We start from the raw sequence: 14,213 nt of genomic DNA on the forward strand, positions 1-14,213 counted from the left end.
CAAAGTAGTCTATATTTTAATCTATAAAAGCTATATTAATTCTGTCCATTAGGTCAAAGTGTTACCGCAATGGGAAGACAGTAACACTATGCAGTGAAAACACCTCAGATCGGGTAACACTTTTTAGGTATTTATACGTACAAAAGTGCGGCCAATATCGCCTCAAATTTTAACTCATTGATTTTAAAGACTTATTTTTTCTTGGCACAGCAAATGCTATTTATTGCGTACAACAACAACAATAATAAGAATGCTTACTAATAATAAGAATAACGATTACTCCACCAATAAAAACAATAACTGGAGTCGACAAATTGATTTTTTTGGAGAGGGGCCTTTTTAGTGGCCAACATGAGTGGCTTTCGTTAGAAAGCAGGTAAGTAAGTCAAGAACCTTAAAAGGGCGAGCTTATTTATTGAACACCAAGGTGTACGCTCACCACTGCCACACCCAGCTTCCAAAGGAATCCGTTTGTTGTTTACGGACCCAAATTTGGTTCCAGAGAGGGTTATATAACCAACTCTCCATCCAAGCATATAATAAGAATAATATTACCAAAGCAACTTTTCGTTAGGAGGGCATGCCCTCCTTTTTGCTGTTTATAGTCTGAGAAACTATCTTCCCTCATCCTTCCACTAATTTTTCCACAAGCTAATGAAATATCCAGACTGGCATCTAGGCTTAGCAGTGATTATTATAGCCAGCTCTTTCAGGGCTATTCATTGAAGCCTTGTAATTGGGAGTGCACAAACACTGCCCTTTGGTTTAGGGTCTATTAACAGACTCTAGTAGAACTAAGATTGATAAAGCTAAGTTTCGATTATTACTATGCTAAAGAAGCGGTTAGGCTGGCTACAAAATTTGTTCAGTCGGCTATCCGGCAAACAGCAACAAGCATCAGTTGGTGATGTGACAATTATTTCCCGAGATCAGCACCAAGTATCTCGCAAACTGCTAAGCCCAAATGCGCTGAAGGTATTGCGACGCCTTGAAGATCATGGTCATCAGGCTTACCTAGTGGGCGGTTGTATCCGCGATATTTTAGTCGGTGGTAGGCCGAAAGACTTTGATGTTGCCACTAGTGCAAAACCAGAAGAGGTACGCTCATTATTTCGTAATTCCCGGCTAATTGGGCGTCGTTTTAAGCTGGTGCATGTACAGTTTGGCCGCGAAGTAATAGAAGTGGCTACCTTTAGAGCCCACCACTCTCAAGACAGTCATGGTGACGGTAATCATTCCCACCACTCTGATGATGGGCAAATTCTGCGTGACAATGTCTACGGCACTATTCAAGATGACGCCTCTCGTCGTGACTTTACCATCAATGCACTTTATTACCGGCTTAGTGATTTTGCCGTCAAAGATTATGCAGGTGGTTTGCAAGACATTGATAACCGGCTGATTCGACTGATTGGCAACCCAGAGCAACGTTACCGGGAAGACCCTGTGCGAATGCTACGAGCAGTGCGGTTTGCAGCCAAACTGGGCTTTACCGTCGAAAAAAGCACTGCCAAACCAATTTATCAGCTAGGCCACCTTTTACAAAATATTCCATCTGCCAGGCTTTTTGATGAAGTACTCAAGCTATTTTTAAATGGCCATGCAGAAGCTTCATTCCAACTGTTACAGGACTTTGGTTTATTGGAGCAGTTACTGCCAGCAACAGCTGCTGCAATTAACGAACAAGATGGGTTTTACGCACGCTTTATTCATGCAGCACTGGTCAATAGCGATAAGCGTGTCAGACAAGGCAAAAGCCTAACTCCTGCATTTTTGTATGCAGTATTTTTATGGTACTCCACCCTTGCTTACACTCGACAAATTGAAGAGCAGGATGTACCCAAGCTACCTGCATTAAACCGGGGAGCAATGACGGCCATTGAAAACCAAAACCAGCGGACTTCTATACCCAAACGATTTGCTATACCCATGCGGGAAATCTGGGAACTGCAATATCGCCTCACCCGACGTTTTGGTAAAAAAGCTGATCAAACTCTTAATCATCCAAGATTCCGAGCAGCTTACGACTTTTTATTGTTAAGAGAGCAGGCTGGCGAAGACTTAGGTGGATTAGGGCAGTGGTGGACTGATTATCAGGTAGCCGATGAATTTGTTCGTCGCCAAATGGTTAAGGCACTTCAAAGTGGCAAATACAAAAAATCCAGAAAACCACGTCGCCATCATCGTCGAAAACCAAGTGAGAATGAGCAGTGATCAAGAACGGCACTTACATCCGTTGCTATCTTGGGCTTGGCAGCAACCTGTCCAGCCCACTTCAACAGTTAGCTGCAGCTGTTAGCGCTATTAAACAGATGCCATCAACCAAGCTGGCTTCTATATCGCCTATTTATCAAAGTGCACCAGTTGGACCTGAAGGCCAGCCAGATTACTTAAATGCAGTTGTTGCTATTGATACTCAATTTGCAGCGCTAGATTTATTAGACCACACCCAAGCAATTGAAAAAGAACAAGGCCGAGTGCGAGATATTCGTTGGGGGCCTCGCACCTTAGATATCGACATACTGTTGTATGGCGATGAAACTATTAACTCAGAGCGATTAATAGTTCCTCACTACCAACTTACTGTACGCAATTTTGTGCTATTGCCCTTGCACGATATTGCCCCAACATTAGTATTACCCACAGGTACGTCAATCAAAGATTTGGCTAGCCACTGCTCCAGTGATGGCATTAACCAATTAGAAGGCGTAACGTTGACTGACTAGTTCTCAAGCTGCAGTGAGATTCCTAATTGCTTTTCGTATAATCCAGCCAAATTTCTGTAAAAGTCTGTGAGTTTGTTATGGCCAATATCACCCTAACCACACTAAATAAAATTAAGCAAAGCAGGGAAAAGTTTGCGACGTTAACCACTTACGATGCAACCTTTGCTCATGTTGTTAGCACTGCTGGCGTAGAAGTTATTTTAGTGGGTGATTCACTGGGCATGGTTTTACAAGGTAATGACTCTACCTTACCCGCTACCATAGACGACATGTGCTATCACACCCGATGTGTAGCAAAAGGTAACCAAGGCTCTTTGATTGTTTCTGACTTGCCTTTTATGACTTTTGATCAACCAGCCAGTGCTCTGAAAAATGCTGCGAAATTAATGCGTGCTGGCGCCCAGGTAGTTAAATTAGAAGGTGGCAAATGGCTGTGTGACACTGTACAACAGTTAACTCGTAATGGTATACCCAGCTGCGTGCACCTTGGTTTAACCCCCCAGTCAGTCAATGTTTTTGGCGGCTACAAAGTACAAGGCCGAGAAGAGCAAGCAGCCAAAGCCATGCTTGAAGATGCCAAAGCCCTTGAGCAAGAGGGTGCTTCAATACTCTTACTGGAATGCGTTCCCAGCACACTTGCTCAAGCAATTACCGAGTCAGTTTCTGTTCCTGTTATAGGTATTGGTGCAGGCGCTGCCACTGATGGGCAAGTATTAGTTTTGCACGATATGTTAGGCATATCCCCAGGCAAATCTCCTAGATTTGTGAAAAACTTTATGGCAGATGCTGACTCTATTCAGGCTGCCATCGAAAACTATGTCACTGCCGTCAAAAGCCGTACATTTCCCGCAGCAGAACATGAGTTTAAAGCATGAAAACCGTTTATAGCATTAATGATGTACAAGCCTATGTAAGAGAGGCCAAAGCAACTGGTAAAACCATCGGCTTTGTACCTACCATGGGCAACCTGCATGATGGGCATTTATCGTTAATTCATAAGGCCCAAGAGCAAGCTGATGTGGTGATTGTTAGTATTTATGTTAACCCTCTACAGTTTGGTGCTAATGAAGATTTAGAGTCCTACCCCAAAACCCTGGCGGAAGATCAAGCACAATTAAAAGAGCAAGCTGTTGATTTATTATTCGCACCTTCCAGCAACGAAATTTATCCCCATGGGATGGAGCATCACACTTCAGTTGCCGTAGCCCATTTATCGAATTTACATTGCGGTAAAAGCCGCCCAAGCCATTTCACTGGTGTCGCGACGATTGTTTGTAAATTATTTAATATCGTGCAACCCGAAGCAGCCATATTTGGAGAAAAAGACTTTCAACAATTAGCAGTTATCCGCAGCATGGTCAACGACCTATGTATGCCGGTTAAAATTGTTGGTGCTCCTATTGCTCGCAATGAAGCAGGCTTGGCTTTAAGTTCTCGAAATGGCTACCTTACTGCAGAAGAATTATCCATTGCCCCAGCTTTAAATCAAATGCTGGAAAATGCCAAACAAGAGATACTAGCTGGCAGGCCTTATGATCATGTCCTGCGTGATGGTATCGCCTGTTTAGCGAAAGCTGGGTTTAAGCCTGATTATCTTGATATATGCAACCGTGAAACCCTACTACCAGCTACCCAGCAAGATAAATCCCTGGTTATTTTAGCAGCTGCTTACTTGGGTAAAGCCCGCTTAATTGACAATATTCAAGTAGACATCAACTAACTTAGGACCTATTTCCATGCAATCTATAATGCTAAAAGCTAAGCTTCATCAGGCTCGTGTTACTCATGCCGTACTAGAATACGAAGGTTCATGTGCAATCGATGGCGAGCTGCTGGATATGGCAGGTATCCGCGAATACGAACAAATTCAGATTTACAACCTGGCAAACGGCGAGCGTTTTACCACTTATGCTATTCGCGGTGAAGAAGGCTCAAAAATTATCTCTGTTAATGGGGCAGCAGCCCATAAAGCCAGTGTTGGTGACCGGGTAATTATTTGTGCTTACGCTAATTTTGAAGCCCATGAACTGGAAAACTTCAAGCCTGCTTTAATTTATTTGGCTGAAGGTAATGAAGTCAGCCACACAGCTAATGATATTCCTGTGCAACTGGCATAATTAAGGGACAAATAGATATGCTTAACCAGAGTAATCGCACAATAAATGGCATCACTCCCCTTAGCCAATACTCATCATCTGATGCTTTGTTACAGCAAAAACAAGCTATTGATAAAACCAACTTAAAAGCATTATTTGCTGAAGACAGTAAACGGTTTGAGCAGTTTTCACTAAAAGCTGCTGGGCTGTTTTTAGATTACTCTAAAAACCTAATTACCCCACAAACCCTGCAATTACTGAGCAAATTGGCAGAAGAAGCTAAATTACCTGAAGCCATCAAGCGCTTATTCCAAGGGGAAAAAGTCAACCATACTGAGCAACGCCCTGCTTTACATATGGCATTACGCAAACAAGATGATGAAGCTATTTTGGTTGATGGCCAGAATGTAATGCCTGAAATTAAAGCCACTTTAGCTAAAATTGAAAAACTAACCCAGCAGGTACATGCTGGCAAATGGCGCGGTTACACTGGCAAGCCAATTAAGCATATTATCAATATTGGAATTGGCGGCTCATTCTTAGGCCCCAAAATGATCATTGAAGGGCTTACTCCCTATATTAAACCTGATATTAAGCATCATTATATCGCTAATATTGACCCTAACGATGTTGCTGAAGCATTTAAAAAAATTGACCCAGAAACCAGTTTATTTATAGTTGCTTCCAAATCCTTTTCCACCATAGAAACCAAGCTCAATGCCGAAACCTGTCGTCAATGGATGCTGGATCAAGGTGCTAAAGCTGAAGATATTGCCAAACACTTTTTAGCGGTTTCCAGCAATGTGGATAAAGCCGTCGAGTTTGGTATTCACCCCGACAATATTTACCCAATGTGGGATTGGGTGGGTGGCCGCTATTCACTTTGGTCTGCCATCGGTTTACCCATTGCGCTTACTCTAGGTTTTGATAATTTCAAAGCCTTACTAAAAGGTGCTTATCAAATGGATGAGCATTTCCGTACTGCCCCTATCACCGAAAACATGCCTGCTTTATTAGGCTTGATTGGCGTGTGGTACCACAATTATCATGGTGCTACCGCACATGCTGTATTACCTTACGACCAGTATCTCAGCGAGTTACCCAACCATTTGCAACAGGTAGATATGGAAAGTAACGGTAAGTCAGTTAATCATAATGGGGAAGTACTGTCTTATAGCTCCGGCCCTGTCATTTGGGGTGACACTGGCACCAACGGCCAACATGCTTACCATCAACTACTTCATCAAGGCACCCAGCTAATCCCCGTGGATTTTGTGGTACCTGCCCAAAGTCATAACGATACTGGCGACCACCACCCTTGGCTATTTGCCAATGCATTAAGTCAAAGCCAGGCACTAATGGCTGGTAAAACGTTGGATGAGGCCAAAGCTGAATTAGCCGAGCAAGGCTTAAGCACTGAAGAAATTGAAAGACTGGCCCCTCATAGAGTAATTCCAGGAAACCGCCCCAGCAACACGATTTTAATGTCGAAAGTGACACCTGAAACCCTAGGTGCTTTGGTTGCTTTATATGAGCACAAAGTATTTACTCAAGGTGTGTTGTGGCAGGTTAATTCTTTCGATCAATGGGGTGTGGAATTAGGCAAGCAATTAGGCAACACCTTATTTCCTAAATTAAAAAATGCTGATAGCGTCCTTGATCAGGATAGCTCCACAAATGGATTGATTTCGCTGTTTAGGGAAGTTAATCAGAAGCAATAGGCTAAGCAACATCAGGGAGCAGAAAGTAAACTGAGTGTCTGATATGGAAGAACAGGAGCCTCTTTCGCTGCTCTTGAAGTGCCATCCCTGATTCCAGCAGCACTTTAGTATCAATTAAAGTTTCACAGCCCATCAAGAGCTAAAAATGACTTTTGCGCCCCTTAGGGGGTTGCAAGTTTTTCTCTCACTACACTGAAAAGCCATCCCCTACTACTCAACTTTTGCACCCAACACAATGCACAGGAAAGTGATAATAGCTCCCGTTTATGGATATACTAGCTAGCATATTAGACTAACAATTATAACTAGCACTTACCTAATACATTAGGTCTATAAAAAATAACAACAAGGATTACTGCGTTATGTACCAAATTAAAAACCACAAGGTTAAGGGCTCAATAAAAGCTCATACTCATATTACCAATGAGCAATATCTGCAAATGTACCAAGCCTCTATTGAGCAGCCAGAAACTTTTTGGGCTGAGCAGGCTGAAAAATTTTTAACCTGGTTTACTCCTTGGGAAAAAGTACACGAAAGCGACTTCAACGAAGGTAAAGCAGCTTGGTTTATCGGCGGAAAGTTAAATGTAAGTTACAACTGCATTGATCGCCACCTACCAGAAAAAGCTAATGATATTGCTATTATTTGGGAAGGTGATGACCCAAAAGATGACAAGAAAATTACCTATCAAGAGCTATATGAAAATGTTTGCCGATTTGCCAATGTATTAAAAGAGCGTGGCGTTAAAAAAGGCGACCGGGTATGTATTTATATGCCAATGATTCCTGAAGTTGCTTACGCCATGCTGGCTTGTACTCGAATTGGTGCTATCCACTCTGTGGTGTTTGGTGGCTTTTCACCAGAATCTTTAAAAGACCGCGTTCTTGATGCTGATTGCCAAACAGTTATTACTGCCGATGAAGGTGTGCGTGGTGGCAAAACCATTCCATTAAAACAAAATACTGATACCGCCTTAGAGCACTGCCCTAGCGTAAATACGGTAGTAGTAGTTAAACATACGGGTGGAAAGATTGACTGGCATGATAAACGAGACATCTGGTACCACGAACTAAGTGACCATGTAGCGTCATCTTGCCCACCAGAGATAATGGATGCTGAAGACCCATTATTTATTTTATATACCTCTGGCTCTACCGGAAAGCCTAAAGGCGTTCTACATACAACAGGCGGCTACATTTTACAGGCAGCCATGAGTTATAAATATGTATTTGACTATCAGCCCGGTGAAACTTACTGGTGTACAGCAGATGTCGGCTGGGTAACAGGCCACTCTTATATTGTCTATGGACCTTTAGCGAACGGTGCAACTACCCTAATGTTTGAAGGGGTACCGACTTATCCCACCGCCTCACGCTGTTGGGAAGTTGTTGATAAACATCAGGTAAACATTTTTTATACGGCACCTACCGCTATTCGTGCCTTAATGGCAAAAGGCAATACTTATGTCACCAGCTCTAAACGCAACTCCATTAGAATTCTTGGTACCGTGGGTGAGCCTATTAACCCGGAAGCCTGGGAGTGGTATTACAATGTGGTAGGTGAAACCCGCTGCCCAATTGTGGATACCTGGTGGCAAACGGAAACTGGCTCTATTCTTATTACCCCTTTACCGGGTGCAACTGATTTAAAGCCAGGCTCAGCTACCCGCCCATTCTTTGGGGTAAAACCAGCACTGGTAGATAATGATGGCAAACTTATCGAAGGAGCTGGTTCAGGTAATTTGGTCATTATAGGGAGCTGGCCCAGCCAAATCCGCACTGTATACGGTGATCATCAACGCTGTTTTGAAACTTATTACTCAGCCTATCCTGGTATGTACTTTACTGGAGATGGCGCCCGCCGTGATGAAGATGGTTATTACTGGATCACCGGCCGAGTGGATGATGTACTGAATGTTTCTGGTCACCGGCTAGGTACAGCCGAGATAGAAAGCGCTTTAGTGCTTCATGAAACAGTAGCAGAAGCTGCTGTGGTGGGATACGAACATCCTATTAAAGGTCAGGGAATTTACGCTTATGTTATGCCAATGCATGATGTGTCTCCTTCCGAACAACTGGAAAAAGAACTAGCTGATTTTGTGACAAAAGAAATTGGTGCAATTGCCAAGCCTGACCTGATTCAGTGGACGACTGGACTACCAAAAACCCGTTCAGGCAAAATCATGCGCCGGATACTTCGCAAAATAGCAGGCAATGAGCTAGAAAATCTAGGTGACACTAGCACCCTGGCTGATCCTTCAGTAGTGGATGCGTTAATTAAGGACAGGAAAAATACTTAATTTCTAATGTATACCCAATGCGAAGGGTTTTTAGGGCTAGCCTACAACTGTGAGGCTAGCAATAGTAGCATTAACTGCATTCCACCATCCTTGGTGATTAGGAATGAAGATAACAAAACCTAAAAATGATTCGCGACGGGTATAGGCTTATTCATTAAGCTCTTTTAAACATAACTCAAAAAAAGCATTTGCCTCTAGTGAAATAGGACGATCCCGTAGTCGAAAAATACCAATTTGCCGCTCCACAACAGGATCCTTTAACGGCAGCCACACCAGGCTGGTTGAGTCATCAGGAAATGCTAACTTGGGAAGTGTCGTCACCCCTATCCCCTGAGCTAATACAGAAAATAATGAAACAATATTTTTGACTGAATAAATGGCTTTTTCAGCTAATACCAAAGCAGGCGTATGACTTAATAACTCGCAGGTACCATTATTTATAAACGGATAAGACAAAACTTGTTGCCAGTTAACTCCCTCACCCCACTCGGCTAATGGATGATTACTTAGGCAAACCACCCCTAACGGGTCTGAAAATAAAGGAGTAAATGCGATACGCTCATCATTGATATGCAAACAATTACCTAATGCCAAGTCTACTTCACCTGCCAATAGTCTGGCTTCTACACCCGCTGCATTATCATCAATTAGTGATACTTCTACTTCAGGATAATTTTTCGTAAATGTTGCTAATATTCCTGGTATCAGTTTGGCTGCCACTGAAGGTACACAAGCAATCCCCAATTTACCTCGTTGCCCTGCTGCCGCAGCTCTTAAATCCATTTTCAATATCTGATAATGATTAACAAAGTGATTGATTTTAGGCAGACAAAATTCCCCAAAAGGCGTTAATTTGGCCTTATGCCCTACTTCAAACAAGGCTTGTCCAAGATTTTTTTCCAGCTCTTTTACTGAAGATGATAGCGCTGCTTGTGAGCGATTGGCTTTAGCAGATGCTGCTCGAAATCCTCCCTTTTCCACAACCAGTAAAAAGTGCTTCAGCTGCTGTAGTTTTATATCCATTGCTTTTACTGACTCTACTTACTCATACAGAGTTACTTACTTAGAAAAAATATGTGAAATAACGCCTTAGCATTCATACCTATTATCCAGCTGATTGATAAATAAATCTTATCATTTGTCAAAAACAAACCATTCGACTGACCAGTCTTTTGTGGGCATTATCAGATTTGGTTTAGCTCGTCGCATATATAACAATATTAAAAAGCCAATAAATAATAAGTAATTAAAGGATTATTTATGACTGTTGTAGCTGAAGTTGTAGCAGAGAAAGCACTATATATTGCTGGGGAATGGCTGCCTGGAACCTCTACCCTCAAAAATATTAATCCATCCGATATTTCTCAGCATTTAGGTGATTTTGCCCAAGCCAGCCAGCAGCAAGTACAACAAGCTATTGAGGCCGCCAAATTTGCACAACCAGCATGGGAAAAAACGTCGTTAGAGCAAAAACAAAAAGTCCTGCAAGCGATTGGTGATGAGTTAATAGCACGCTGCGATGATCTAGGTAAGTTGTTATCCAGCGAAGAAGGCAAACCTTTTACTGAAGGACGAGGTGAAATTTACCGAGCTGGCCAGTTCTTCCAATATTACGCTGCCGAAGTGCTACGACAAATAGGAGATATCGCTGACTCTATCCGCCCTGGTGTTTCGATTGAAATCACTCGTGAGGCTGTGGGTGTGGTGGCCATTATTTCACCATGGAATTTTCCTACTGCCACTGCTGCCTGGAAGATAGCCCCCGCCCTGGCATTTGGTAACAGTGTAATTTGGAAGCCCGCGAATTTAACCCCATCCAGTGCCGTGGCTTTAACTGAAATCATTCACCGACAAGGCTTGCCTGCCGGCACTTTTAACCTGGTATTGGGTAGCGGTGCTGAAGTAGGCAATACCTTGATCCATTCTGATCAAATCGATGCCGTCAGTTTTACTGGCTCAGTTGATGTCGGTCGTCAGGTGGCGGCCGCTACCGCGCCTAATTTTGTTCGTTGCCAGCTGGAAATGGGCAGTAAAAACGCATTAGTGATTGCCGAGGATGCTGATATCCACACAGCAGTAGAAGCCTCAATTATGGGGGCTTTCTCTGGTGCAGGCCAAAAGTGCACAGCATCTTCACGTCTGGTAGTCCTGGAGAACATTCATGATGCCTATGTAGATGCCTTAATTAAGCGCATGGGGCAATTAAAAGTTGGTCATGCATTGGAAGAAGGTGTGTTTATAGGACCTGTTGTTGATAACAAACAGTTGGCATCTAACCTGAGCTGGATTGAAAAAGCCCAAGCCCATGGTGGCGAATTGGCCTTTGGTGGCAACAAGCTTTCAATGGCTCATGAGGGCTATTACATGTCTCCAACCTTATTTCTTAATACTCAGAATCAGTGGGATGTTAACCAGGAAGAAATCTTTGCGCCCATGGCTTGTGTAATTAAGGCTAGTGACCTGGATGAAGCCATCGCCACGGTAAATGACACCCGTTTTGGTCTAACTGCAGGTATTGTTACTCAGAGCCTTCGCACCAGTGCATTGTTCAAGCAACAAGCACAGACCGGCTGTGTCATGGTGAACCTACCTACTGCAGGTACTGATTACCATGTGCCTTTTGGTGGCCGTAAGCAGTCAAGCTTTGGCCCGCGAGAGCAAGGTCAGTATGCAAAAGAGTTTTATACCGTTGTGAAAACTGCGTATCAGCGAGCTTATTAACCACTATGAGTCAGCCGCAAACATACCAAAACCAGATCATTATCGATGGCTTACAGTACTGTCGTTGGGATCGTGCTTACTTTGAAACCTTGAAAGCCAGTGGCATCACAGCTGTTCACGCTACCTTGGTGTATCACGAAGCAGCTCGAGAAACCTTGTCACGCTTTGCTGAGTGGAATCAGCGCTTTGAGCAAAACAGCGATTTGATTATGCCTGTGATGAACATGGCAGACGTGGAAACAGCTAAGGTGACAGGCAAAGTCGGTATCTTCTTTGGTGCTCAAAACTGCAGTCCAATTGAAGATGATATTGGCCTGGTGGAAGTCATGCGCAAGCAGGGGCTGCTGATCATGCAACTGACTTATAACAACCAAAGCCTACTGGCCACCGGTTGCTATGAGCAGCAAGACAGTGGAGTCACCCGCTTTGGTAAGCAGGTGATCGCGGAGATGAACCGGGTGGGCATGATTATCGACATGTCCCACAGTGCAGAACGTTCTACCTTAGAAACGATTGACCTGTCAGGTCGCCCGATCTGCATCAGCCATGCAAACCCCAGCTTTGCTCATCATGCATTGCGTAACAAATCAACCGCTCTCATGAAAGCGCTAACCAGCCGAGGGGGGCTAATTGGGTTTAGCCTCTACCCCTTCCATTTACCAAATAGCAGCCAATGCACACTGGAAGAGTTCTGTCAGATGGTCGCAGCCTCTGCTGATCTAGTTGGGGTAGAACATTTGGGTATAGGCAGCGACCTGTGTCTTAACCAACCACAAACGGTACTAGAATGGATGCGCAATGGTCGCTGGTCAAAAGCCATGGACTATGGCGAAGGCTCAGCCAGTAATGCCAGCTGGCCAGATGCTCTTTCGTGGTTTTGTGACAGCACTGGGATGGAAAATATTTATAACGGCTTATTCCAGCAAGGGTTCAACACATTAGAAGTCGGCCAAATTATGGGTGGCAACTGGTTCAGCTTCCTTAAAGCTGGTTTATCACCTGAAAACCAGCAAGTTTACAAGTAATGAAGTACCATCACGCGCCAACCTGATAGTGCCGGGAGGCATAGAATGTCTGAAATACTTGATGCTGCTAACACGGAGCATATTAATACCCAACAACCCACAGCAAAGCTAGAACTAGACAACCCGGCCCTATGGCTAAGTGGTGGCTTTATTGCCTTGTTTGTTGGGCTTGCCCTTTATGATGACAAGCTTCTATCCAATGTTGTCAATGCAGGGTTTGCCTGGTCGGTTAAAGTATTTGGCCCTTACTGGCAAATGCTGCTGCTACTGACCTTTTTGATTGGTCTGTGCTTAGCTGTTGGCAGAACAGGCCATGTCAAACTGGGCAATCTTGACAAGCCAGAAATGAGCAGTTTTCAGTGGCTATCCATTATTCTTTGTACTTTGCTTGCCGGTGGTGGCGTATTCTGGGCAGCCGCTGAACCCATCGCACACTTTGTTTCTCCTCCACCTTTGTATGGATCGCAAGAAAATACAACTCAAACGGCAATCAATGCACTGTCACAGTCTTTTATGCATTGGGGGTTTCTCGCCTGGGCTATTTTAGGCACCCTCACGGCTATTGTGTTAACCCATCTGCACTATGATAAAGGCTTGCCACTAAAGCCACGCACTTTGCTTTACCCCATACTGGGTGAGCGTGCACTAAAAGGAATGATAGGAGCAACAATTGATGCCTGTTGTATTGTTGCTGTGGCTGCCGGCACCATTGGCCCTATTGGATTTCTTGGGCTGCAAATAAGTTATGCATTAAATGCCTTATTTAATTTGCCTGATAGCTTTACCACGCAATTCATCATTATTGTGCTCGCTATTGCTATGTATACCTTGTCTGCCCTCAGCGGACTGAATCGTGGCATCCAAATCCTCAGTCGTTACAACATTATCCTTGCTGTTGGTTTAATGGTTTACATTCTGATCGTTGGCCCAACGAATTTTATCATCAATAGCTACTTGCAAGGGGTAGGCACCATGCTGGATAAGTTCATCCCCATGGCTACTTACCGGGGTGACGAAGGTTGGCTCAGCTGGTGGACTGTCTTTTTCTGGGGCTGGTTTCTGGGGTATGGCCCTATGATGGCAATATTTATTTCCCGTATCTCTCGTGGGCGCACAATTCGTCAACTGATATTGGCTGTTGCAGTAACCGCACCGCTGATCACCTGTTTTTGGTTTACCATTGTGGGAGGCTCCGGATTAGCCTTTGAGATTGCAGACCCTGGTTCTGTGAGCAAAGCATTTGAAGGATTTAATTTACCTGCATCATTGCTGGCCATTACCCAACAACTCCCTCTGCCCTTATTAACCTCTATTTTGTTTTTGGTGCTGACTTCAATATTTATTGTTACTACCGGCGACTCAATGACTTACACCATTAGTATGGTAATTAGTGGAAAAACAGAGCCCAATGCATTTATTAGAACCTTCTGGGGGGTAATGATGGGTGTTACTGCCATCATGCTAATCTCTCTCGGCTCTGGCGGTGTATCTGCATTGCAATCATTTATTGTGATTACTGCCGTACCAGTGTCATTAATTTTACTACCCTCACTTTGGAATGCACCGCAGCTAGCAATGAAAATGGCAAAAGCACAAGGTTTATAAGTTCAGATCAATTCAGTAC

The 14,213-nt window shown here is 43.8% G+C and carries 11 protein-coding genes; 10 read left to right on the forward strand and 1 reads right to left on the reverse strand.

Annotation, left to right across the window (positions count from 1 at the left end):
* The first annotated feature begins 828 nt into the window (after positions 1–828).
* From pcnB to acs, 7 genes are all read left to right on the forward strand, one after another.
* Positions 829–2,214 (forward strand): polynucleotide adenylyltransferase PcnB, encoded by a 1,386-nt coding sequence (pcnB, locus tag G4Y78_RS25810; protein WP_163835830.1) that lies wholly within the window; start codon positions 829–831, stop codon positions 2,212–2,214.
* Positions 2,211–2,726, forward strand: a complete 516-nt coding sequence (gene folK / locus G4Y78_RS25815; RefSeq protein ID WP_230425647.1) for a 2-amino-4-hydroxy-6-hydroxymethyldihydropteridine diphosphokinase — start codon at positions 2,211–2,213, stop codon at positions 2,724–2,726. The genes pcnB and folK overlap by 4 nt, the downstream gene beginning before the upstream one ends.
* Before the next feature lie 77 nt (positions 2,727–2,803).
* A complete protein-coding gene (gene panB, locus G4Y78_RS25820; protein ID WP_163835832.1) occupies positions 2,804–3,601 on the forward strand; it encodes a 3-methyl-2-oxobutanoate hydroxymethyltransferase in 798 nt (265 codons plus the stop codon).
* Positions 3,598–4,446, forward strand: a complete 849-nt coding sequence (gene panC, locus G4Y78_RS25825) for a pantoate--beta-alanine ligase (protein WP_163835834.1) — start codon at positions 3,598–3,600, stop codon at positions 4,444–4,446. The genes panB and panC overlap by 4 nt, the downstream gene beginning before the upstream one ends.
* A gap of 16 nt (positions 4,447–4,462) precedes the next feature.
* Positions 4,463–4,843, forward strand: coding sequence for an aspartate 1-decarboxylase (gene panD, locus G4Y78_RS25830; protein ID WP_163835837.1), 381 nt, complete (start codon positions 4,463–4,465; stop codon positions 4,841–4,843).
* Between the two features lie 17 nt (positions 4,844–4,860).
* Positions 4,861–6,543, forward strand: a complete 1,683-nt coding sequence (pgi, locus tag G4Y78_RS25835; protein WP_163835839.1) for a glucose-6-phosphate isomerase — start codon at positions 4,861–4,863, stop codon at positions 6,541–6,543.
* A 362-nt stretch (positions 6,544–6,905) separates the two neighbouring features.
* Complete coding sequence (acs, locus tag G4Y78_RS25840) at positions 6,906–8,843, forward strand: acetate--CoA ligase (protein ID WP_163835841.1); 1,938 nt, start codon at positions 6,906–6,908, stop codon at positions 8,841–8,843.
* A 147-nt stretch (positions 8,844–8,990) separates the two neighbouring features.
* Here the strand turns inward: acs and G4Y78_RS25845 are convergent, their stop codons facing one another.
* The gene (locus tag G4Y78_RS25845) at positions 8,991–9,866 is read right to left on the reverse strand and encodes a LysR family transcriptional regulator (RefSeq protein ID WP_163835843.1); all 876 of its coding nucleotides are present in this window, start codon (positions 9,864–9,866) and stop codon (positions 8,991–8,993) included.
* Between the two features lie 237 nt (positions 9,867–10,103).
* Between G4Y78_RS25845 and G4Y78_RS25850 the strand changes: the two genes are divergently transcribed.
* The 3 genes from G4Y78_RS25850 to G4Y78_RS25860 are packed head-to-tail and all read left to right on the forward strand — an operon-like array spanning position 10,104 to position 14,194.
* Positions 10,104–11,564: an aldehyde dehydrogenase family protein gene (locus G4Y78_RS25850; protein WP_163835845.1), complete on the forward strand. Its 1,461-nt coding sequence runs from the start codon at positions 10,104–10,106 to the stop codon at positions 11,562–11,564.
* 5 nt (positions 11,565–11,569) lie between these two features.
* Positions 11,570–12,589 carry a membrane dipeptidase gene (locus tag G4Y78_RS25855; protein ID WP_163835847.1) on the forward strand — a complete coding sequence of 340 codons (1,020 nt, stop codon included), beginning with the start codon at positions 11,570–11,572 and terminating at the stop codon, positions 12,587–12,589.
* A gap of 45 nt (positions 12,590–12,634) precedes the next feature.
* Positions 12,635–14,194, forward strand: a complete 1,560-nt coding sequence (locus tag G4Y78_RS25860; protein WP_163835849.1) for a BCCT family transporter — start codon at positions 12,635–12,637, stop codon at positions 14,192–14,194.
* Positions 14,195–14,213: the final 19 nt, after the last annotated feature.

Source organism: Spartinivicinus ruber (assembly GCF_011009015.1).
Classification (GTDB): Bacteria; Pseudomonadota; Gammaproteobacteria; order Pseudomonadales; family Zooshikellaceae; genus Spartinivicinus; species Spartinivicinus ruber.